We start from the raw sequence: 20812 nt of genomic DNA on the forward strand, positions 1-20812 counted from the left end.
ACGGGCAATATGCCATTCAAGTCAGTGGGTTAAAGGCAGAATTCGAGGGGTCAATCTTCGGCGCTCATTCACAGACGAGCCAGTTGAGCGCGCAGCGCCCGCTCTTGGAAGCCTTCTTGCGGTCGTGATCTTCATATGGTGCGCCGATGTCACGCCGCGCGTTGCCCAATTCCACGCGTCTGGCCAGCTTAATTTCTGGCATGATCTGCTGATCCATACGACCAATCTGATGCAATTCAGCGCGCCGGATATGGTCGGGCGCGGTATGGCTCTGATGGCTGACTGGCCGCGCCCGCTTTACCATAACGCGTCGATGATGCCGGTCGCGCTGTTGCCGCCACTGGCGGGCGTTGTGCCATTCGACGCCGCTGCATTGGCTTGGATACCGCTTGGTATGGTGGTCATGGGCTTGGGTGTCGTAGCGCTGGGACTTGCTCTGGGCGGTCCCTGGCTTGCCGCAAGCGCTCTTCTCGCACTCGCGGCCGTGCCGACGCCCGAGCGGTGGACGCTCGGTAACGGCTTCCTTGGCTTTGCTTGGCTGCTCGAAACGGCTCCCGGCACGCCTTACAGTCTGGGGATTGGCTGCGCGGCATTTGCAGCGTTGGTGCGTGCATCGAAGCAGCGCAGTGTCGGTGCGTTGGTACTGGCTTTTTTGCTGACGGGCGCCTGCTTTTTGACACGCGCCAATACCTTCGTCTGGCTCGCTCCTGCCATTGCACTCGGCGCGATAGCAGTGTGGTGGGGAGCAGGCTCGCGATTTCGACCGATGCTTCTCAGTATCGCGCTGCTTGGGCTCGTCTGCGCTCTGGTGTTGCTGTCATGGCGTCTGCTTTCAAGCGATCCTCAGCAATTTCTGTTTGGCTATGTGAGGTTTCTCCATACGTCGAATATGGGGGCGCGGATCGATGGCCTCTATGCGGTTTTGCTTTCGGACGTAGGACCGATCGCGGCGGGGCTCGTCGGAGTGATGCTTGCATTGCTGGGAACGCTCGGCCCTTGGTTGCCAGGCTTTTTGCTATTGGGGGTCCTCGCGTGGCGTCGCGGGTTGGTTTCGTCGATTGATGCGTTGCCATTTTTGCTACTGATCGTTGGCATGCTGGCAATTATGCTGAGTCCGATCGGCCGCAATGGCGACATTTCAGAATTCCGCCATCGTCCGGGGCCGTTGCTGGTCGTGGTGCTGGCTATCTGGACAATCCGATTCGCGGGGCTCTTGCATGCGGGCTGGCTCAACCAACTGTCCAGGCAGACTGCGCTAGCAGCTCTGGGTGTGGTCGCAGTCCCCAGTTTGGTCGTGCTGGCACTTTCGATTGATCATGCCAAACAATGGGAATGGGGCGGAGCAGTCTATGGCAAGCAGCTTGCCCCTGAGCTCATGGCATTCGCGCCGCTTCTCCAAAACCAAAATGCGAGACTTCCCCGGTTCGCCGTTGCGAATCAACCCAGCGATTCGATGACGATCGATGATGCCGCCCGACTTGTCGCGCTCAGCGGTATGCCAGCGTTTATATCCTGTCCCGCGATTCTGCTAGCGACTGGGGGGAGATCGGCGCAGAAGCGGCGCGGCGCCTGGAGGTTGTCGGGCGGCTTGCGAAGGCCGCCGATCTCGAAAGCCTGCGTGCAATCATGCGCGCGGAAGGCATCACGCATTACGTCGTGACGCGGGCTATCGATGCCCCGTTCGATCCAGACCGAAACGACGCTGTGGCGCGGGTGGGCGAGTATGCGCTGTATACCGCCACGCCTGCTCGATAAAAATCGTGAGACGCTTCAGGACGTTACGGCGTCGCGCCTGGTGCCGCCTTGGTTTTGCCTGGGACGAACGCTTAGCCCTTTGCGACCTGTAGCAGATACTGCCCGTAGTCGCCCTTAGCGAGCTTATGTCCGAGCGCGGAGAGCTCCTCGATGGAGATCCAGCCCTGCCGGTAGGCGATCTCTTCCGGGCAGGCGACGCGAAGGCCCTGGCGGCTTTCCAGCGTGCGCACGAACTCACCGGCTTCGAGCAGGCTGTCTGGCGTGCCGGTGTCGAGCCAGGCGAACCCGCGTCCCATGGTTTCGACCGAGAGTTCGCCGCGCTCGAGATAGACCCGATTGACGTCGGTGATCTCGAGTTCACCGCGTGGCGAGGGCTTGAGATTCCTGGCGATCTCGACGACCTGGGCATCGTAGAAATACAGCCCCGTGACAGCCCAGTTCGACTTCGGGACCTTCGGCTTCTCTTCGATCGAGCTCGCCTTGCCGCTGGCGTCGAAATCGACCACGCCGTAACGCTCCGGGTCGCGCACATGATAGGCGAAGACGCTGGCGCCCTTGGCGCGCGCGGCGGCCGAGGCCATCATCTCCGGGAGCGTGTGCCCGTAGAACAGGTTGTCGCCCAGGATCAGCACAGAAGGCTCGCCGGCGACGAAATCGGCACCGATGATATAGGCCTGCGCCAGCCCGCCGGGATTGGGCTGTTCGGCATAGCTCAGCGTCATGCCCCAATCCGAACCGTCGCCGAGCAGGCGCTTGAAGTTCGGCAGGTCGGTCGGAGTCGAGATGATCAGCACGTCGCGGATGCCCGCCAGCATCAGCGTGGTGAGCGGATAATAGATCATCGGCTTGTCGTAGACAGGCAGGAGCTGCTTCGACATCGCCAGCGTCATCGGGTGGAGCCGCGTTCCGGAACCGCCGGCCAGGATAATGCCCTTCATCGTCTGCTATCCCGTCTGTTCGGTGGTCAGGAGGCGGCGCACGCAAGATGCGAGCGCGCCCTGCCATTGTGGCAGCCTGACGCTATGGATCGTCGCGAGCCTGGAGGAGTCCAGACGCGAATTCGCCGGCCGCTTGGCCGGCGTCGGATAGTCTGAAGTCGTGATGCGCTTGACCCGCACGGGCGTGCCGCCGAGCGCTACGCACTCGGTGAAGATCGCCTCGGCGACATCGGCCCAGACCGCTTCGCCCTGCGCGCCCATATGGAAGACACCACGCAATGTGTCGTCGTCGGGGCGCTCGACCAGATTGCACGCGACGGCGATGATTGCGTCGGCGATGTCGAGAGCGCTCGTCGGGCAACCCAGTTGGTCGGCGACGACGCCGACCTCGTCGCGGGTTTCGGCGAGGCGCAGCATCGTCTTGACGAAATTCTTGCCGAAGGGGCTGTAGACCCAGGCGGTGCGCAGGATGACGTGGTTGGAAGTAGCGGCCGCGACTGCGCGCTCGCCTTCGAGCTTGCTGCGGCCATAGGCCGAGATCGGATTGACGCCGTCATCCTCGCGGTAGGACCGGTCGAGGGTGCCGTCGAAAACATAGTCGGTCGAGATCTGGATGACCGGGATGCCCAGAGCCGCGGCAATCTTGGCGACCGCGCCGGCCGCCGTGCCGTTGACCAGCCGAGCGGCTTCCTCCTCGCTTTCCGCCAGGTCGACGGCGGTGAAGGCGGCGGCATTGACGACGATGTCGGGTCGGCTTGCCGCGATTGCCGGCGCGATCGATTCGAGATCAGCGAGATCGAGTTGCGGGCGTCCGAGCGCGACGACGGTCACGCCCGCGCGGGCGCGCTCCAGCATGGAGCGCACAACCTGCCCGGACTGCCCTGTCACTGCGATCCGCATGGCGCTCAATCGAAATAGCGCGGCAGATCGGCAAGGCGCGGGTGCTTGCGGTCCTTGTCCGAGAGCACGACCTTGTCGAGCGGAATGCGCCAGTCGATCCTCAGAGCGGGGTCGTCAAAGGCGAGGCCGTGGTCGTTGGCCGGGCCATAGGGCGCGCTCACCTTGTAGAGCACCTCGGTATCGGGCTCGAGCGTGACGAAACCATGGGCGAAGCCGACGGGCACCAAGAGCTGGCGCCAGTTCTCCTCGGACAGCTCGACCGCGACATGCTGGCCGAATGTCGCCGATGAAGCCCGGATGTCGACGGCGATATCGAGGATGCGTCCCTTGGTGACGCGTACCAGCTTGTCCTGCGCGAAGGGCGCCGACTGGAAATGCAGCCCGCGCAGCGTGCCGACCGTGGCCGAGCGCGAATGATTGTCCTGCACGAAGACGAGGCCGATCCCTGCCGCCGTCATGTCGGACTGCTTGTACACCTCCGAAAAGAAGCCGCGATGGTCGCCATGCTTCTTCGGAGTGATGATCTTCACATCCGGAATCGCGGTCGGTTCTACGCTCAACATGGTGTGGTCCGGTCCTTTTCAGGCAGCGCCGAGGCGCTCGCCGCGATAGACGCCCGAACGAATATCGCCCCACCAGCTGGGATTGGCGAGATACCATTCGACTGTGCGGCGCAGACCGGTCTCGAAGGTCTCCTTCGGTGTCCAGCCGAGCTCGCGACCGATCTTGCCGGCGTCGATCGCGTAGCGCGCGTCATGGCCGGGCCGGTCGGTGACGTAAGCGATCAGCCGCTCGCGCGGACCGGCGGGATCGGGCCTGAGGTCGTCGAGGATGGTACAGATGCCCTTGACCACATCGATATTGGCCTTCTCGTTGTGGCCGCCGATATTATAGGTCTCGCCGATGACACCCTTCATCGCGACCGTCAGCAGAGCATCCGCGTGATCGTCGACATAAAGCCAGTCGCGGACATTCAGGCCGTTGCCGTAGACGGGGAGCGGCTTGCCCTCGAGGGCATTGATGATCATCAGCGGGATCAGCTTCTCGGGGAAGTGATAGGGCCCGTAATTGTTCGAGCAGTTGGTCATCACGGTCGGCAGGCCATAGGTGTGGTGCCAGGCGCGGACGAGATGGTCGGACGCGGCTTTGGAAGCCGAATAGGGCGAGTTGGGCTGATAGGCCGTATCCTCGCGGAAAAAGCCCTCCGCGCCGAGGGAGCCGAAGACCTCGTCGGTCGAGATGTGGTGGAAGCGAAAGCTCGCTTTGCGGGCCCCGTCGAGGCCGCGCCAGTGGCGCAATGCTTCCTGCAGCAGAGCGAAGGTCCCGACGATATTGGTCTGGATGAAATCGCCCGGCCCGTCGATCGAACGGTCGACATGGCTTTCGGCGGCGAGATGCATGACGATGTCGGGATCGAAATCGGCAAAGATCCCGTGCATGCGCTCGGCATCGCCGATATCGGCCTGTTCGAAGCGATAGCGATTGCTCCCAGAGACGGGCGCGAGCGAGGCCAGGTTGCCGGCATAGGTCAGCTTGTCGACGACGCAGACGCTATGCTGCGTCTCGCCGATCAACTTGCGAACGATCGCAGAGCCGATGAATCCGGCGCCGCCGGTGACCAGGAATTTCAGTGACACGCCGCTTCACTCCGGAGGGTCGAGAGTCTCTTGGACCCCGATATCAGGCCGCTGGGAAGAAACAGCAACGTCATGGGCTGTCAAGCATTTGGCTGATCGTGTGACGGGAGGGACGAGCATGAGGTTGGGCTTGCCCGGTTCGCTGCGATACCCTTGGCTCATGAAGTGCCCGTTTTCGTTCGGGGCAGTTAACGAAGCGCCGGTTGGGGGTTTGCCCACCGATCGGGTGATAGGTAAGGCGCGCTCGCGTGCAATGCTCGAGAATTTCCAGGGATGATCGGCGCGCTCGGAGATATTGAATGCGCCTTGTGATGGTTGGTTCGGGTTATGTCGGGTCTCGGGGGTGTGCTTTGCCGATTTTGGCCATGACGCAGATGTTCAGGACGTCGCCCGCGGCATCGGCCTCGACAATCGCATCGGCTCGAAGTTCCTGCATGCGGGTCCGGGCTATGGCGACTCCTGCTTCCCGAAGGACACGCTCGCTTTGGTCAAGACCGCGCAGCAGGCGGAGAGCCCAATGCGGCTGATCGAGACGGTCGTCTCGGTCAACGATCTGCGCAATAAGCGCATGGCCCAGCAGGTGATCGCAGCCTGCGGCGGCTCTGTCGCAGGCAAGCGCGTCGCCGTGCGTGGCCTCGCCTTCAAGCCCAACACGGACGATATGCGTGACGCGCCCTCGCTCCACATCCTGCCGATGCTGCAGCAGGCGGGTGCTGAGATCATCGCCTATGATCCGGAGAGCATGGAGCAGGCACGCCCGTTCCTGCCGGGTATCACCTTCGCAAGCGACGCCTATTGCCTGGAAGATGCCGACGCTTTGGTGATCATCACCGAATGGAACGCCTTCCGCGCGCTCGATCTCAAGCGCGTCAAGGCGGCACTGAAACGCCCGATCGTGATCGACCTGCGCAACATCTATCGTCCGAACGAGATGGCTGCGCTCGGCTTCAGCTATCACGGCGTCGGGCGCAAGGACTGATCATGCGCTTACGGCGCCATCATGCCTGCCGGCGCGGGCCCTAACCGCCCCGCGAAGCCATCGCGGAGCCCCGCATAGATGGGTCTTAGCGCGCCGGGCGCTCCTTTGAGCGCGAGCAACGCGATCTGCGCCGCCAGCCCCGCACAGGATTTGATCCGCCAGGACAGGGGCACATGCGCGAGCCTCGCCGCGGCGATTACGTTGCGGGCGTAATAGTAGTTGCGGACGGGCGCATGGCGCAGGATCTGGGGCTTGGCAATCTGGTCATCAGACACGGCCTCGCCCCAGCGGTGCGGCATGGCGAGGTCAGTCGCGACATAGGACGCCCAGCCCTTGCTCCAGGCGCGGAAGCCCCATTCGACATCGATACCGGCGATGAAGAAGTCGTCACGGAAAGGACCGATCTCGGAATAGGCGGCAACATTGACTAAGGATCCGGATGTCGGGCTGAAATCTATGGCGGCCAGACCATCGCTTCGCGGCCTACCGCGCCATTCATAACGGATCGGTTTGTAAGACCCCTCTTCCGGCGGAACGAGGCGAGGAGCCAGCACAGCAATCCTCTCTCCGGAGCGCTCCAGCTGCTCCATCCGCCCCGCGAGCTCCATCAGAAGCTCGGATGTCGGCTCGCTGTCCTGATCGAGCAGCAAGACATGCGTGAAGCCTTCTTCGCAAGCCGCTTCCATCACGGTGTTGAGCCCTCGCCCCAGTCCAACATTGTCGGGGTTCGGGATCAGGCGGAGGTCCGGCTCAGCCATCAGGGCAGCAGCCTCGGCCTCCAAGGAGCCGTTGGCGAAGGCGATGAAACGCTTCCCGCGCAGGCCCTCGACCTGTCGGGCGAGCAATGCGGGGTCGGGCCGGTACAGCACCACGGCCGCACAGGCGCGCGCGCTTCGCGTCTGCTCCTCCGGCGCCATCATCATCTCGCTATTCCCGCCCCTCCGGGAATCCATAGTCCTCGGTCCCTGTGCGATCAACCGGCCCATCCGCAGCATGGACCGTCGGGGGCACGTCAATCACGGTGCCCGCGCCATTGATGCGTCCTGAACCCATGAGCGCGGAGATAGCAAAGGTGGAGTTGCAGCAGCGCAACGAATGCCAGCACCCACTGCAATCCAGGATAGAACATTCAAGAGATTTTTGGAGCGGGCGATCGGGATCGAACCGACGACATTCAGCTTGGGAAGCTGACGTTCTACCACTGAACTACGCCCGCGTGCCGCATGCCGCTGCGAAGCAGCGCCGTGGCAGGCGTGCGTTCATAGCGGGTCTGCGAGCGAGTGTCATCCTGGAATTGCGGCCGACTCCGACGCCGAGCAACCGCTAGGCTTCCACCTGCAACACACCGCAAAAAGGCTTGCTCAGCCCTTGAAATGCTTGGAGAGCTTGAGGGCTTGACCCTGATAATTCGACTTCAGGCCGGCGCCATAGAGCGCGTCGGGTCTCGCCGCCATGGTCTCGTAGACGAGGCGGCCGACGATCTGACCGTCCTCGATGATGAAGGGGACGTCGCGGGAGCGAACCTCGAGCACGGCGCGCGCGCCTTTGCCGCCAGCGGCGCTGTGGCCGAAGCCGGGGTCGAAGAAGCCGGCATAATGCACGCGGAATTCGCCGACGAGCGCGTCGAAGGGCGTCATCTCGGCAGCATAGTCCGGCGGAACATGCACGGCCTCCTTGGAGGCCAGAATGTAGAACTGGCCGGGATCGAGGATCATGCTGCGCGAGCCGTCGTCCGGGATCGGCTCCCAGAACTCGGCGGCCCGATAGGCACCGACACGATCGACATCGATCAGCGCGGTGTGATGCTTGCCACGATAGCCGAGCAGCCCGTCGAAGCCGGAGAGATCGACGCTGACGGCAACACCACCCTGGAACGACGGATCGGCGGCACTGACCAGCGTCTCGCGGGCGTGGACCTCGCCCAGAGCCCGATCGTCGAGCCGCGCCTCGCCGGAACGGAAGCGGATCTGCGAAAGCCGCGAGCCGGAACGGACCAGCACCGGGAAGGTGCGCGGCGAAATCTCGATGAAGAGCGGTCCTTCATAACCGTCCTCGACCAGGTCGAATTCCCGGGCGCGATCCGTGATGACGCGGGTGAAGACATCGAGACGGCCGGTCGAGCTCTTCGGATTGGCCGCGGCGCGCAGGCCCTTGGGCAGCCTCAGGCCCTCCATGAGCTCGGCGATGTAGACGCAGCCGGTTTCCAGAACGGCGCCGCGCGTCAGATCGATCTCGTGGAGCGACAGGTCATCGATCCGACTTTTCACACTGCGCTCGGGGCCGGGCAGAAAGCTGGCGCGGACGCGGTAGGCGCGCTCGCCCAGGCGCAAATCGAGGCTCGCCGGCTGGATCTGCCCCTCGGCCGGCGGGTGCGCGAGCGTGATCGCGCCCTGCGCGATAAAGGCGCGAATGAAGCTGTCAGGCTGAATGCCGGGCTTGAAGGGCAGCATGCGAGGTCCGCGAAGGTAATCGGTCATAGCTAGCGAAGCGCCTCGGAAAGGCCAAGTGCGCGGGCGCGGCGCATATCACGGCAGCCGGGTTGTCCACGCCAGAATCACGACATTGACAGCATTGACGCTGCCGCCGGCAGGCCGATAACAGAACAAGGGCGGCACGCGCCGCCACGGCTGAAGCCGGAGCCTTGCAATGTATCAGGCACAGACGCGTGGCGTGCGCGTGACCGTGGCGCCGTCCTTTATGGAGGGGGAGTCCTCGCATGCGCAGGGCCGCTACTTCTGGGCGTATTCGATCGAGATCGTGAATTTCTCGACGCAGACCGTGCAGTTGATGACCCGGCACTGGTTCATCACCGATGGGCGCGGCGAGGTGCATGAGGTGCGCGGCGAGGGCGTGGTCGGCAAGCAGCCGGTGCTGCGGCCCGGCGAGAGCTTCAACTACACTTCGGGCTGCCCGCTGGCGACGCCTGATGGTTCGATGCATGGCTTTTATGCCATGCAGGACGAAAATGGCGTGATCTTCGATGTCGAAGTGCCGCTTTTCCCGCTCGATTCCCCCTATGTGAAGAAGGTTCTGCATTGACCGCCTCCGCTCAAGCCGGGCAGCGCTACACGCCGCTCGAGATGCTCGCCCGCCTCGTCGCCTTCGACACGGTGAGCGACAAGTCCAACCTGCCGCTGATCGATTTCGTCGAGGATTATCTCGCCGGCTGGGGCGTCGCCTCCGTGCGCTTTCCCAATGCCGCGGGGGACAAGGCCGCGCTCTTCGCCACGGTCGGCCCGCAGGATCGCGGCGGCGTAGTCCTCTCCGGCCATACCGACGTTGTGCCGGTGACGGGCCAGGCCTGGAGCCGCGACCCGTTCACGCTGCATGTCGAGGATGGCCGGGCCTATGGCCGCGGCGCGGTCGACATGAAGGGCTTCGTCGCGCTAGGGCTGGCGCTGGTGCCGGATTTCCTCGCCGCCGACCTCAAGACGCCGATCCACCTGTTCCTGTCCTATGACGAGGAGGTGACCTGCCTCGGCGTGGTCGACGGCATCGCCGCGATGGGCAAGACGACTGGAGGCAAGACGTTGCCCCGGCCGCGCGCCGTCATCGTCGGCGAGCCGACCTCGCTCGATATCTGCGACGCCCACAAGGGAGTCCGAACGTTCCAGACCAGCATCGCTGGCTTCGCGGCGCATTCCTCCAAGCCTCAACTCGGCGCCAGCGCCGTCCATGCCGGCGCGCTGCTCGCGGCCGAGCTCGACCACATGGCCGAGGACGCGAAACGGGGGCTGGATGCGAGCGGCCGCTTCGACCCGCCCTATGACACGGTGCATATCGGCACCTTCCATGGCGGCATCGCCCGCAACATCCTGGCCGACCGCAGCGAAATTCTCTGGGAGATCCGCACGCTCCCCACCTCCGATCCGGAGGCCGGCCCCGCGCGCTTCGCGGCCGTGTCGGACAAGGTGCTGGCGCGCATGCGCGCGACCGCGCCGAGCTCTAAAATCGAGACGGTGATGACGTCGGACGTTCCGGGGCTGGCGCCCGAGCCGGGCTCCGAGGCCGAGCGGCTCGCCATGCGGCTGTCAGGACGCAACCACACCATCGCCGTTGCCTATGCCACCGAAGCCGGGCATTTCCAGCAGGCAGGGCTGGCGACCGTGGTCTGCGGGCCCGGTTCGATCGATCAGGCGCATCAGCCGGACGAATACATCACGCTGGAACAGCTTCAGGCCGGCGAGAGCTTCATGCGTAAGCTGATGGCCGAGTGCAAGGCGGGCTGAAAGGCGCGCTCCCTCCCGAAGAGCGCGGGAAACCCTGTCCGATAGGGAGAGCGAGGGCGGAGGGCGGCCATTGATGTTGGTGACCTCAGGCTCCCGCCGGGGGCGGCGAAAGCAGCGAAATCTATCTAGGCCTCGCGTCGAGAGAAGAGCGCTGCCTCGTCTCGTCAGAGTGACTGAATTGCCACCCTCAACGATTATTGCCTGAGGCTCCGCCGACGTCACCCATCAATTAGCTTCGCATCTGAAATTTCATGTGCAACGGTTAGGCGGACGAAATCACCCTAGGAGAGTATTATGCGTCTAGGCCTCGTTTCCACTGCTGTGCTGGCAACCTGCCTGGCAACCTCGGCCTTCGCGGCCGATCTTCCGAGCCGCCAGGCCCCGCCTCCCGCTCCCGTCTACGTGCCCCTGTTCACCTGGGCTGGTCTTTATGTCGGTCTCAACGCCGGCGTGGGCTGGGCTGACTCGGGCGAGATCGTCGTCAACGGACCGACGGCCGCCTCTTCCGGCGTCCTGAGCGGTGTCGGCGGTGGTGACGGCAGGTTCGTCGGCGGCGCCCAGATCGGCTATAACTGGCAGTCCGGCGCGATCGTCTACGGCCTCGAGACCGACATCCAGTATGTCGATGCAGGCGGTAGCGTGGCCTGGGGCCGCTATTCCTGGTGGGATGGCCGCGGCGGCGGTGACGGCGCCTATTTCGGCACTGTGCGTGCTCGCATCGGTTATGCCTTCGACCGAACCCTGGTCTACGTCACCGGCGGTCTGGCCTATGGCGGCCTCAACACCAACCCGCTGACCGGCAACACTACGAGCAATGCCGGCTGGACCGTCGGCGGCGGTGTCGAATACGCCTTCACCAACAACTGGACGGCCAAGATCGAAGGCCTCTACGTCGATACCGGCGAGGGCCGGCGCGCCCGATCCTTCGACAATGCGGCGGGCGGTGTGCTCCCGGCCGGAACCTATACCGCGGTCAGCAATGGCGGCGGCGGTGCCGGGCTCGTGCGCGTCGGCGTGAACTACAAGTTCTGAAGCGACAGCTTTGGACCTGCGAGCAGCCCGGCGCCTTGCGCCGGGCTGTTTTTGTTAGCCCAACAGTGTTGGCTCGCTGGTTTGCCGGTCACCGGACCGGGGGCGGGGCACCGGGGATCGTGTGAACCGTCTCAGGCCTGCCTCGGCGGAGACCGGCTTCATCCTCCCGCGTGGCGATCCTGAAGCGGATGCTGGCGGGCCACCGCTTCACCAAGAGGGAGGCGTCGGCGGCACTGGCTGTCGAAATTCCGAGGATGCCGTGGGCGCTGAGTGCGGCCCAGCCGCCTTGGCGATGGCGCCGGGATCCGGCACGGCCTTCGCCATTGCGATGGCGTCGCGCTCGATCGCAGCCGCAAGGAGGCAGTAATCGTTGAAGGAAAACAAGGCGCAGCGTTCGTCCTGGGACCACCTGCTGATCACCTCCCAGACGAGATCGTACTCCTCGCAGACGCCGCCAAACCTTCCGCCCCGCAGTCGCGCGAAGCCCTGGCGGAACTCGGGGAACCGAAGCATGAGACGGGCAAGCCCGCGTTCTTGGGCCGACATCGAGCGCTCACATGACCAGGAAAACATAGGCAAGAACGTATAGCAACGGCGGATGCGGCGACTATGTCAATTGACCTTATTCCCTAGGGGAAGATAGGCGCGACGCTGCGTCGGCGTCGCACAACGCGAAGCTTCCAGTGCTTTTTGGGCCACGCCCGGCGCCTAAATGGACCGTCTGCGGATTGCCGATTGCGCTGATCACTCTCTCGCTGAAGTATAACGCGTAGGCAGTGACTTCGACATGAGTACATCAAAATCGTCCGAGGCGGAGATGGCGCGAGTCAACGGCCTTTTGATCCGGACAGCCATCGTGATCGTGGTCGGCGCGATCGTCTTCATTCCGCTCATCAGGTGAGCGAGATCGGCCGTCACGGCAAAGGCCATCAGTTAAAAGCTGCCGTCCAATGACGGTTCGCGCAGCGAAGAAGCTGGCCTGCAGAACCGGCGAATGGCCTGTTGGTGTTCCAGAAGCAGCAACGCTGCATCATCCACCTCTCTGATGTCGGCGGCCTGCAAAACGCCCCTTTGAACGAGACAGGGTAGCAACCCGGCCATCGTCGTCCGCCGCCGCGATCCCACGATGAGACCACCGTCGTCTACAATAGCGCACCGCCGAGTGTGCGCTGCTACTGAGACTCAGGGTGGCAGCCGCGAGTAAAAGGCCGAGGCCGTTAAAGGCGGCGAAAGCGATTGCACGCGTTGAGTAAGATCCGTGGCAGCCGCGATAGGCGGCCCGTGCTCCTGTCGTGGCAGCGCTAAGACAATCTTAACCATAACGATCTGAAGAATTGATCGGTCTGGCTCAGCGAGGCGATGACCGATGCTAAGACGAGTGGCGCCCCTATTGGGCACGACACTATTGGCGACCGGCGTGCTCGCAGCGCCTGCCAGCGCCCAGACCACCTGCACCATCGCAGCGCCAAACAATGGCGTCGTACAGAATGGTCCGCCTCCCTGCGTGGTCGGCGACGTTACCGTCGGGTACGGGACTGCCGTGACGGCTACGAATAGCGCAAATGTCACGGTGAACGGGGCCGTAACGGCCCATGGCTATGGTACGGGCGTCGATTCCAACAACAATTCACTGACCATCATCAACGGCACTGTTCGAACAACCAGCGTCGGTGCATTGGGCGGTCCGATCGTAGCGAGCGGGCTGGGACTCAGCGCCAGCGCGGGCGGACGCATCGAAGCAAACGGCATCACCCTGAGCAACGACGGTGGTGGGGGCGCCGTAGCGATGCGCGCGGACAATGGCACCATCATTGCCCGGGGCGTCACGATCGAGTGGCCCAATGGTGGCGGCCAAAGCCTCGTCCAAGCTCTCAACGGTGGCCTCATCCAATTCACCCCGGGCTCATCGATCAACAATCCAAACGGGGGCATTCCCTCCGCGCTGCTGGCCGATGGGGCGGGCAGCCGCATCATTGCCGATGGCCTGTTGGTTTCCATGGGCAACGCTGGGGGCATTATCGGAGCCAAGGCACAGAATGGCGGCAGCATCAGCCTGACTGGGGGCAGCAGCGTCACCTTTTCGGGTGGCGGCGGAAGCAGGGGTCTGGTCGCGTCCGGTGCCAGCAGCACGATCAACGCTCAGAATCTCACAATCTCTGCCACCAATGGTGGCGGCGACGACGTCGGCGCCCGCGCCGAGGCCGGTGGTCAGGTGCATCTCGTCGACAGCGCGGTGAACGTCACGGGTGCAGGCGGCGGCGAGAAGGGCCTGCAGGCGCTAGACGCCAGAAGCGTGATCACCACCCAGAACACCAACGTCAGCGTCAGCGGAAGCGCCGGCAACTCAGGTTTGAATGCCTTTGGTGGTGGCCGCATCGAAACGACGGACGGGGTGGTTATTGTCATCAACGGAGCCGGTGGCCGGATCCAGAATGGCGGCAGCGTCACCATGACCGGCACCAATGTCACCGCCTCCGGCATTGGCGGGGTCGGCTTTACCTTCGACAGTGGCGGGACGAACCTGTTGCGCTACAGCAACGCCGCGATCCAGGCGAGCGACGCCTCGTTTTCGGTGCAGGCGGCGATTGCGGACATCGGGCTCGTCAACTCGATCGCGGTCACGAACAACAATACGTTGCTGGCGACAGGCGGGGGCGGCAACACAACATTCAACGCGCAAGGTTCGACGCTGCAAGGGGTCATCACCACACCCGCAGGCAATACGAGCAATGTGACGCTTACTCAGGCCACAGCCTGGACAATGACAGGCAATTCGACCGCAACGAGTGTTACCAACGATAACAGCCAGATCATCTATAGCCCTCCAGTCGGGGATCTGGCGCAGCTCGCAAGCTATAAGACGCTGACGGTCAGGGATTATGTCGGCAGAGCCGGCTCAATCGCGTTGAACACTTTTCTCGGGACGGACGGTTCACCGTCGGATCGGCTTGTCATCCTCGGTGGGCAAGCCAGCGGGACATCCTCACTCCTGGTCTCGAATACGATTGGCGCCGGAGATCTGACCCTCGGCAACGGCATTCTCGTGGTCGACGCGCAGAACGGCGGCACCACCAGCTCGGGAGCCTTCTCCTTGGGCAGGCCGGTGGTTGCAGGTCCATATGAATACACGCTGTATCGCGGCAGCACCGACGCCTCAGGTCCCCAGAACTGGTATCTGCGCAATACTTTCACTCCGGATCCGCCGACCCCCATTCCACCGGAACCGACGCCCGTTCCGCCCACGCCTACGCCAAACCCGCCAACTCCAACGCCGGGCCCTACGCCGACGCCGCCGGCGCCTGCTCCGATCCCCAACTACCGCCGGGAGGTCTCCCTCTACTCCGCTCTTCCGTCGATGGGGCTGATCTATGGACGCACGATGCTCGACAGCCTGCATGAGCGGGTCGGTGAACAGGGTATGCTGGACGCGCCGCCCGTCACCGAGGAACGCACCATCTGGTGCAAGAACCCCGAGACGAACTTTCGCTGCACCACGACCCTGCGCCTGCCCGTCAGCGCGGCTGCTGCCGGGCACTCCTCCACCGCCGCCGGCTGGGCCCGGATCATCGGCACCCACGGTAACCAGAATGGCGGTCGGGGGGGCATCTTCGGAAGCGGTCCGAATTTCGATTACGATATTTACGGCTTGCAGGCCGGCCTCGATCTTTATCGTAGCTATAACGCCGACGGCAGCCGCGATCACGCGGGCATCTATGGCGCCATCGGCCGCATTCAAGGCGATGTTCGGCACTTTAACGGCATCAACGCCGGCACCAACACCATCGACGGCTATTCGATCGGCGCCTACTGGACGCATTTTGGCGCCTCTGGCTGGTATCTAGATGGTGTCGTCCAGGGCACATGGTTCGATGCGCAAGCCGACTCCAGGCGCCTGATCAAGCTCAACAGAGAAGGCTTCGGTTTCGCGGCCTCGCTGGAAGGCGGCTACCCGATCGCTCTTGGCAATGGCTGGATCATCGAGCCGCAAGCGCAGGTCATCTACCAGACACTGGTCAACGGCTCCGGCAATGACGGGGCGGCTCTGGTGCGCTTTTCGGAAGTCGAGTCACTGGCCGGACGGATCGGCGCTCGCCTCGCCAGAAGCTGGGCGCTCGAAGAGGGGACAACGACTTCCAAGCCACGCATGATGACCGCCTGGCTGAAGGCGAGCCTCTGGGACGAGTTCCTCGGCAGCCCCAAGACCTCGTTCTCCTCGGCGACCGGCTTTATCCCCTTCCGCTCGGATCTTGGCGGAGCCTGGGGCGAGATCAAGGCCGGGATCGATGCGCAGATCACGAGGAATACTGCGATCTACGCCTCCGCCGGTTACTCGATCGGCCTCGATGGACGCTCCCATGCCTATGATGGCCGCGTGGGCATCAAGTTTTCGTGGTAGCGGAGAGGCCGGCCGAGGGCTTGATGGCACGCCAAACCTACCCCGGAAGCTTACCCCTGCCACAAACCCGTCACGGATTTGGCGGAGCTGCCTGCTGTGGTTGCGATTACCGTGTGTTCACGCTGATCTTGAGGAAATACGCGGCAACGAGACTATTGCCGGAGGACAAGCGGACTCGCCAAGCCCCGCGAATGTGGGACGGGTAAAGGGCGAGCTGGCGCGATGATGAGCAGCTCAACCGAATGGCCTGATCGGCCACGCACGACGGTGACGTTCTATAACTCTTCGTAGTCGTACTCGGAGGCCACGCCTGACTCGTCGCATTTGCGCCAGCACAACAGGGCGCGGTAGACCTCGGCATTGGCACCAATTGTCATCTGAAACCGTTCAGGCAAAGCGATCTCCGATTCGTGCTGCAATCGAGCGCGACCTTCGCTGAGATCCCGAACCACGCAGGCAATGGCAGAGGGCTTCCCGCGGTTCCGGTGCGCCTATGACCCCGCCGTAAGCCCGTCCTCGACCTCGGAAGGCTCGAAGCTGTAGCGCCGGGAGCAGAACTCGCAGGTGACGCCGAGCTTGCCGTCATCGGCGATCATCGCCTGACGGTCGTCGGGCGAGAAGCCGCGCAGCATCGTCAGCACGCGCTCGCGCGAGCAGCGGCAGGCCTCATGGACAAGGACCGGCTCGAAGACGCGCGCCCCACGCTCGTGGAAGAGCCGGTAAAGCAGGCGCTCGCTTTCGAGCATCGGATCGAGCAGTTCGTGATCCTCGACCGTCTCGACCAGCGAGCGCGCCTCCATCCAGGCGTCGTCGCTGACGCCGTCCGGGTCGGCGTTGGCGAGAATCTCGTGGCCTTCCGGTGCGTCGCCCGGGTGGATGTCGGCCGCGCGCAGCCGCTCCGGCGAATGCGGCATGAACTGGACGAGGATGCCGCCGGCGCGCCATTGCGGGCGGCCACCGGTCGTGACCGTGCCGACGCCGAGCCGGATGCGGGTCGGGATCTGCTCGGACTGGCGGAAATACTGATGCGCGGCTTCTTCGAGGCTCTGGCGCTTGAGCGCGACGATGCCCTGGTAGCGGGTCGTGGCCGTCCCCTGGTCGACGGTCATCGCAAGATGCCCCTCGCCCAGCAGATCGCCGGTCGAGAGCTTGTCGAGGGCGATCGCCTCCGTGAGCTTCGCCTCATCGATATGGGCCACGGCTCGGAAATTGTCGGGCGCGGTGAAGTCGACCACCATCATCGAGATGGCGCCGTCGCTCTTGGTCTGGAGCTGGAAGCGGCCATCGAACTTCAGCGCCGTGCCGAGCAGCACGGTGAGCGCCGCAGCCTCTCCGAGCACGCGCGAGACGGGCGCGGGATAGCCGTGGCGATCGAGGATCGTGTCGATCGAGGCGCCCAGCCGCACCACGCGGCCGCGCACGTCGAGATCGGGCACGGCGAAGGGAATGACCCGATCGTCGAGCCCGGCGGTGTCGCTCGCGTCGCCCACGGCCATCAGGCCGCCACTCCGCCGAAGCACCAGGCGAGGATGCCCTTCTGCGCGTGCAGCCGGTTCTCGGCCTCGTCGAAGACGGCCGATTGCGGGCCGTCCATGATCTGATCGGTGACCTCCTCGCCGCGCGAGGCCGGCAGGCAGTGCATGAAGATCGCGTCCTTTTCGGCGCGCTCCATCAATCTGTCGTCGACCTGGTAGGGCCGCAGCAGGTTGTGGCGGGTGCCTTCGTCGTCGTCCCCCATCGAAACCCAGCAATCGGTGATGACGCAATCGGCGCCTTCGACCGCTTCCTCGGGACGATGGGTCAGCTTGATCTTCGCGCCCTGCTTCTTGGCCCAGGCGATCAGGGCCGGCGGCGGTGCCAGTTCCTCGGGTGTCGCGACGGACAGCTCGAAATCGAGCCGGCCGGCAGCATGGACCCAGGAGGTCAGGACGTTGTTGGTGTCGCCGGTCCAGGCGATGCGCTTGCCCGCGATCGCGCCCTTGCGCTCCTGGAAGGTCATGACATCGGCCATGACCTGGCAAGGGTGCTGGCGCTTGGTGAGGCCGTTGATCACCGGGACGGTGGCGTATTTCGCCATCTCGACCAGCGAATCGTGGTCGAGGATGCGGATCATGATCGCGTCGACATAGCGCGAGAGCACGCGGGCGGTATCGGCGATGGTCTCGCGCTCGCCGAGCTCGATCTCATGACCGGCGACCATCATCGGCGAGCCGCCGAGCTCGCGGATGCCGACGTCGAAGGAGACGCGCGTACGCAGCGAGGGCTGCTCGAAGATCATCGCGATGACCTTGCCCTCGAGCAGGCGGTCGCCGACGGCGGCGGGGGTACGACGTCGCGCCTTCATCTCCTCGCCGGCGCGCAGGATGGCGCGCAGCTCGCTGCCGGAGAAATCGGAGAGGTCGAGGAAATGGCGCGTCACGGGCGCTTCCTTCGCTTCGCGGGATGGATCGGTTGAACGTATTTACTCGGCGGCCGGACGCTTCAGCGTCGCCTCGACGGCGCCGGCGGTCTTGTCGAGCCGCGACACGGCCTCGGCGACATCCGCCTCGGTGATGATCAGCGGCGGCAGCAGGCGCACGACATTGTCGCCGGCGCCGACCACCAGCAGCCCGTGGGCGCGGGCCTCGTTGACGAAATCGGTGTTGGGCGTGTGCAGCTTGAGGCCCAGCATCAGGCCCTCGCCGCGGATATCGGCGATGATGTCGGGATGCTTGTCCTTGAGCTCGGCGAGCGACTGCTTCAGCCGGAGCGCGATCTGGCCGACGCGCTCGATGAAGCCGGGCTCCAGCACCACGTCGAGCACGGCGTTGCCGACCGCCATGGCGAGCGGGTTGCCGCCGAAGGTGGTGCCGTGCGTGCCGAGCGTCATGCCCGACGCCGCTTCCTCGGTCGCCAGGCAGGCGCCCATCGGGAAGCCGCCGCCTATGCCCTTGGCGATCGACATGATGTCGGGCGTGACGCCGTACATCTCATGAGCGAAGAACTTGCCGGTGCGGCCGACGCCGGTCTGAATTTCGTCGAAAACCAGCATCAGGCCGTTCTCGTCGCAGAGCTCGCGCAGGAGCTTGAGGAAGCGCGGCGGCACGGAGCGGAGGCCGCCCTCGCCTTGGATCGGCTCGATCATCAGCGCGGCCGTCTCCGGCGTGATCGCCGCCCGCAGCGCCTTCTCGTCGTCGAACGGCACCTGGTCGAAGCCGTCGACCTTGGGGCCGAAGCCGTCGATGTATTTCTGTTGGCCGCCGGCGGCGATGGTCGCCAGCGTCCGGCCGTGGAAGGCACCCTCGAAGGTTATGATGCGGTAGCGCTCGGGATTGCCCTTCGCCGCGTGGTATTTTCGCGCCATCTTGATGGCGCACTCGTTCGCTTCGGCACCCGAATTGGTGAAGAAGACCCGCTCGGCAAAGGTCGCCTCGCAGAGCCTGCGGGCGAGGCGCTCGCCATCCGGCGCGCCGTAGAGATTCGAGGTGTGCCAGATCTTGCCGGCCTGCTCGGTCAGCGTCTTGACCAGATGCGGGTGCGCATGGCCGAGCGAATTGACGGCGATGCCGGCGCCGAAATCCAGATAGCGCGTGCCGTCGGCCGTGATGGCCCAGGGGCCTTCGCCGCGCTCGAAGGCGACGGGGGCGCGGGCATAGGTCGGCACGAGCACGGACTGGCTGGCGGAAACAGGGGCGGGAGCCATGGAATGGAGATCCTCACGAAGGGGACGGGGTGAGAACGGATTGGCGCTGAACTGAAGAACGACGATCCGGGATGGACGCTGCAGGCTGCAGCCATGATGAGACCCGGTGACGACGTTATCGTCGCACCCAGCTCCTGCCTTCTCGTCGCGCCGTCATCCGCATCGTTCGGGGCCTTGATCCGCAAACATAAGCGCCGCCCGAGCGGGCGGCGTCACCTTGTGGATAAATATGCTTAAGGCGGCCGGAACTGTCAATTCAAAGCCGTGACGACAGTGTTGCCAAAAGGATTCGCTTGACGGCCCAATCGCGAATCGCCTGGGGAAAAGCTGTTTTCGGATTCGCCGACTCTTGTTCGCGAGTCACCGCAGCTTGTATGGTCGTCCTCGTCAGATACGACATTTCGTGCGGCGTCCCCTGTACCGTCTGTAGCGGCAGCAACGGTTTTGTCCCAGCGACAAAGCCGCTGATCCCGGATTCCGTCACGAAGCGCCCTTAAAGGCGGGTCCCGCAAGGACCGGCCGGACAAGATAGGTGATGCGGATGAACGAAGCCGGAGCATGGACTGAAGAGCGCGTCGAGCTGCTCAAGAAGCTCTGGAGCGACGGTCTGAGCGCGAGCCAGATCGCCGCCGAGCTGGGCAATGTGACGCGCAACGCGGTGATCGGAAAGGTTCACCGTCTCGGCCTTTCGGGCCGGGCCAAGAGCGCGGCCCAACCGGCCACGCCACGCAATGCCGCCCCCCGCAAGGCGCCGACACGCTCGCCGAGCCACCCCATGGCGGGGCCGGCCACCGCGACGCGCGGCGCCCATGCGCTGGCGCCCGATTTCTCCCCGGAAGCCGAGACCGAAGCAGCCCCGGCTCCCTCGGAGGATGTGGTGATCCCGTTCTCGGAGCGCGTCACCATCATGGATCTGCGCGAGTATATGTGCCGCTGGCCGATGGGTGACCCGACGACGCCGGAGTTCCGCTTCTGCGGCGCACGCTCGCAGACCGGCATGCCCTATTGCAGCCACCACTCGCGCATCGCCTACCAGCCCGCCGCCGACCGCCGGCGCGACCGGAGCAAGGTGCGCGCCTGAGGCGGGCCAACGATATCGAGATAAGAAACCGGCCGAAAGGCCGGTTTTTTGTTACCTACTCGAAAGGCGCGTCATGCTCGGGCTCGACCCGAGCATCTCATGACAAGGGGGCTCCGGAGCCCTCACCTGGACGAGATTCTCGGGTCTGCGCTTTGCTCCGCCCGAGAATTACGGCAGCGGTCG

The 20812-nt window shown here is 64.3% G+C and carries 16 protein-coding genes, 1 tRNA gene and 1 pseudogene; 7 read left to right on the forward strand and 11 right to left on the reverse strand.

The annotated features are described in order from the left end of the window. The first annotated feature begins 124 nt into the window (after positions 1–124). Complete coding sequence (locus tag AC2FAN_RS24030) at positions 125–1660, forward strand: hypothetical protein (protein WP_485176633.1); 1536 nt, start codon at positions 125–127, stop codon at positions 1658–1660. 166 nt (positions 1661–1826) lie between these two features. On the opposite strand, the gene rfbA is transcribed toward AC2FAN_RS24030, so the two are convergent. Genes rfbA through rfbB form a run of 4 tightly spaced genes read right to left on the reverse strand, consistent with a single transcriptional unit; the run spans position 1827 to position 5230 of the window. Continuing rightward, positions 1827–2693, reverse strand: coding sequence for a glucose-1-phosphate thymidylyltransferase RfbA (gene rfbA, locus AC2FAN_RS24035; protein WP_485176634.1), 867 nt, complete (start codon positions 2691–2693; stop codon positions 1827–1829). 6 nt (positions 2694–2699) lie between these two features. Continuing rightward, on the reverse strand, positions 2700–3593 hold the full coding sequence (rfbD, locus tag AC2FAN_RS24040) for a dTDP-4-dehydrorhamnose reductase (protein ID WP_485176635.1): 894 nt from the start codon (positions 3591–3593) through the stop codon (positions 2700–2702). Between the two features lie 5 nt (positions 3594–3598). Beyond that, positions 3599–4156: a dTDP-4-dehydrorhamnose 3,5-epimerase gene (gene rfbC, locus AC2FAN_RS24045; protein WP_485176636.1), complete on the reverse strand. Its 558-nt coding sequence runs from the start codon at positions 4154–4156 to the stop codon at positions 3599–3601. A gap of 18 nt (positions 4157–4174) precedes the next feature. Then, positions 4175–5230: a dTDP-glucose 4,6-dehydratase gene (rfbB, locus tag AC2FAN_RS24050; RefSeq protein WP_485176638.1), complete on the reverse strand. Its 1056-nt coding sequence runs from the start codon at positions 5228–5230 to the stop codon at positions 4175–4177. A gap of 370 nt (positions 5231–5600) precedes the next feature. Here rfbB and AC2FAN_RS24055 point away from each other — a divergent pair. Next, positions 5601–6209, forward strand: a pseudogene (locus tag AC2FAN_RS24055) (UDP binding domain-containing protein); the annotation flags it as partial. A gap of 8 nt (positions 6210–6217) precedes the next feature. Here the strand turns inward: AC2FAN_RS24055 and AC2FAN_RS24060 are convergent. From AC2FAN_RS24060 to AC2FAN_RS24070, 3 genes are all read right to left on the reverse strand, one after another. After that, positions 6218–7132, reverse strand: coding sequence for a glycosyltransferase (locus AC2FAN_RS24060; RefSeq protein WP_485176639.1), 915 nt, complete (start codon positions 7130–7132; stop codon positions 6218–6220). 218 nt (positions 7133–7350) lie between these two features. Continuing rightward, a tRNA-Gly gene (locus AC2FAN_RS24065) sits at positions 7351–7425 on the reverse strand. Between the two features lie 145 nt (positions 7426–7570). Then, the gene (locus AC2FAN_RS24070) at positions 7571–8659 is read right to left on the reverse strand and encodes a 2'-deoxycytidine 5'-triphosphate deaminase (RefSeq protein ID WP_485176640.1); all 1089 of its coding nucleotides are present in this window, start codon (positions 8657–8659) and stop codon (positions 7571–7573) included. A gap of 196 nt (positions 8660–8855) precedes the next feature. Here AC2FAN_RS24070 and apaG point away from each other — a divergent pair, with 196 nt between their 5' ends. The 3 genes from apaG (at position 8856) to AC2FAN_RS24085 (ending at position 11470) form a co-directional block, all read left to right on the forward strand. Further along, complete coding sequence (apaG, locus tag AC2FAN_RS24075; protein WP_265051001.1) at positions 8856–9248, forward strand: Co2+/Mg2+ efflux protein ApaG; 393 nt, start codon at positions 8856–8858, stop codon at positions 9246–9248. Further along, positions 9245–10438 (forward strand): acetylornithine deacetylase, encoded by a 1194-nt coding sequence (gene argE, locus AC2FAN_RS24080; protein WP_485176641.1) that lies wholly within the window; start codon positions 9245–9247, stop codon positions 10436–10438. The genes apaG and argE overlap by 4 nt, the downstream gene beginning before the upstream one ends. Before the next feature lie 294 nt (positions 10439–10732). Further along, the gene (locus AC2FAN_RS24085) at positions 10733–11470 is read left to right on the forward strand and encodes an outer membrane protein (RefSeq protein WP_485176642.1); all 738 of its coding nucleotides are present in this window, start codon (positions 10733–10735) and stop codon (positions 11468–11470) included. A 207-nt stretch (positions 11471–11677) separates the two neighbouring features. On the opposite strand, the gene AC2FAN_RS24090 is transcribed toward AC2FAN_RS24085, so the two are convergent. Continuing rightward, the gene (locus AC2FAN_RS24090) at positions 11678–12016 is read right to left on the reverse strand and encodes a hypothetical protein (protein ID WP_485176643.1); all 339 of its coding nucleotides are present in this window, start codon (positions 12014–12016) and stop codon (positions 11678–11680) included. A gap of 994 nt (positions 12017–13010) precedes the next feature. On the opposite strand from AC2FAN_RS24090, the gene AC2FAN_RS24095 reads away from it, so the two are divergent. Next, a complete protein-coding gene (locus AC2FAN_RS24095) occupies positions 13011–15866 on the forward strand; it encodes an autotransporter family protein (protein WP_485176644.1) in 2856 nt (951 codons plus the stop codon). Between the two features lie 491 nt (positions 15867–16357). On the opposite strand, the gene AC2FAN_RS24100 is transcribed toward AC2FAN_RS24095, so the two are convergent. The 3 genes from AC2FAN_RS24100 to AC2FAN_RS24110 are packed head-to-tail and all read right to left on the reverse strand — an operon-like array spanning position 16358 to position 19548. Then, positions 16358–17362 (reverse strand): Hsp33 family molecular chaperone, encoded by a 1005-nt coding sequence (locus tag AC2FAN_RS24100; RefSeq protein ID WP_485176645.1) that lies wholly within the window; start codon positions 17360–17362, stop codon positions 16358–16360. Beyond that, on the reverse strand, positions 17362–18285 hold the full coding sequence (gene argF, locus AC2FAN_RS24105) for an ornithine carbamoyltransferase (protein ID WP_485176646.1): 924 nt from the start codon (positions 18283–18285) through the stop codon (positions 17362–17364). Before argF ends, AC2FAN_RS24100 begins: the two co-directional genes overlap by 1 nt. 42 nt (positions 18286–18327) lie before the next feature. Then, the gene (locus tag AC2FAN_RS24110; RefSeq protein WP_485176647.1) at positions 18328–19548 is read right to left on the reverse strand and encodes an acetylornithine transaminase; all 1221 of its coding nucleotides are present in this window, start codon (positions 19546–19548) and stop codon (positions 18328–18330) included. A 541-nt stretch (positions 19549–20089) separates the two neighbouring features. Between AC2FAN_RS24110 and AC2FAN_RS24115 the strand changes: the two genes are divergently transcribed. Further along, positions 20090–20629 carry a GcrA family cell cycle regulator gene (locus AC2FAN_RS24115; RefSeq protein WP_485176648.1) on the forward strand — a complete coding sequence of 180 codons (540 nt, stop codon included), beginning with the start codon at positions 20090–20092 and terminating at the stop codon, positions 20627–20629. The last annotated feature ends 183 nt before the right edge of the window (positions 20630–20812 follow it).

It is taken from the genome of Allobosea sp. RIT-PG3_2, from assembly GCF_057321085.1.

Bases quoted from the DNA above. Each gene is read 5' to 3' on its own strand.
- rfbC (WP_485176636.1), bottom strand. From the start codon at position 4,156: ATGTTGAGCGTAGAACCGACCGCGATTCCGGATGTGAAGATCATCACT.
- apaG (WP_265051001.1), top strand. From the start codon at position 8,856: ATGTATCAGGCACAGACGCGTGGCGTGCGCGTGACCGTGGCGCCGTCC.
- rfbD (WP_485176635.1), bottom strand. From the start codon at position 3,593: ATGCGGATCGCAGTGACAGGGCAGTCCGGGCAGGTTGTGCGCTCCATG.
- AC2FAN_RS24070 (WP_485176640.1), bottom strand. From the start codon at position 8,659: ATGCTGCCCTTCAAGCCCGGCATTCAGCCTGACAGCTTCATTCGCGCC.
- rfbA (WP_485176634.1), bottom strand. From the start codon at position 2,693: ATGAAGGGCATTATCCTGGCCGGCGGTTCCGGAACGCGGCTCCACCCG.
- AC2FAN_RS24060 (WP_485176639.1), bottom strand. From the start codon at position 7,132: ATGATGATGGCGCCGGAGGAGCAGACGCGAAGCGCGCGCGCCTGTGCG.
- AC2FAN_RS24110 (WP_485176647.1), bottom strand. From the start codon at position 19,548: ATGGCTCCCGCCCCTGTTTCCGCCAGCCAGTCCGTGCTCGTGCCGACC.
- AC2FAN_RS24115 (WP_485176648.1), top strand. From the start codon at position 20,090: ATGAACGAAGCCGGAGCATGGACTGAAGAGCGCGTCGAGCTGCTCAAG.
- AC2FAN_RS24100 (WP_485176645.1), bottom strand. From the start codon at position 17,362: ATGGCCGTGGGCGACGCGAGCGACACCGCCGGGCTCGACGATCGGGTC.
- AC2FAN_RS24090 (WP_485176643.1), bottom strand. From the start codon at position 12,016: ATGTCGGCCCAAGAACGCGGGCTTGCCCGTCTCATGCTTCGGTTCCCC.
- AC2FAN_RS24085 (WP_485176642.1), top strand. From the start codon at position 10,733: ATGCGTCTAGGCCTCGTTTCCACTGCTGTGCTGGCAACCTGCCTGGCA.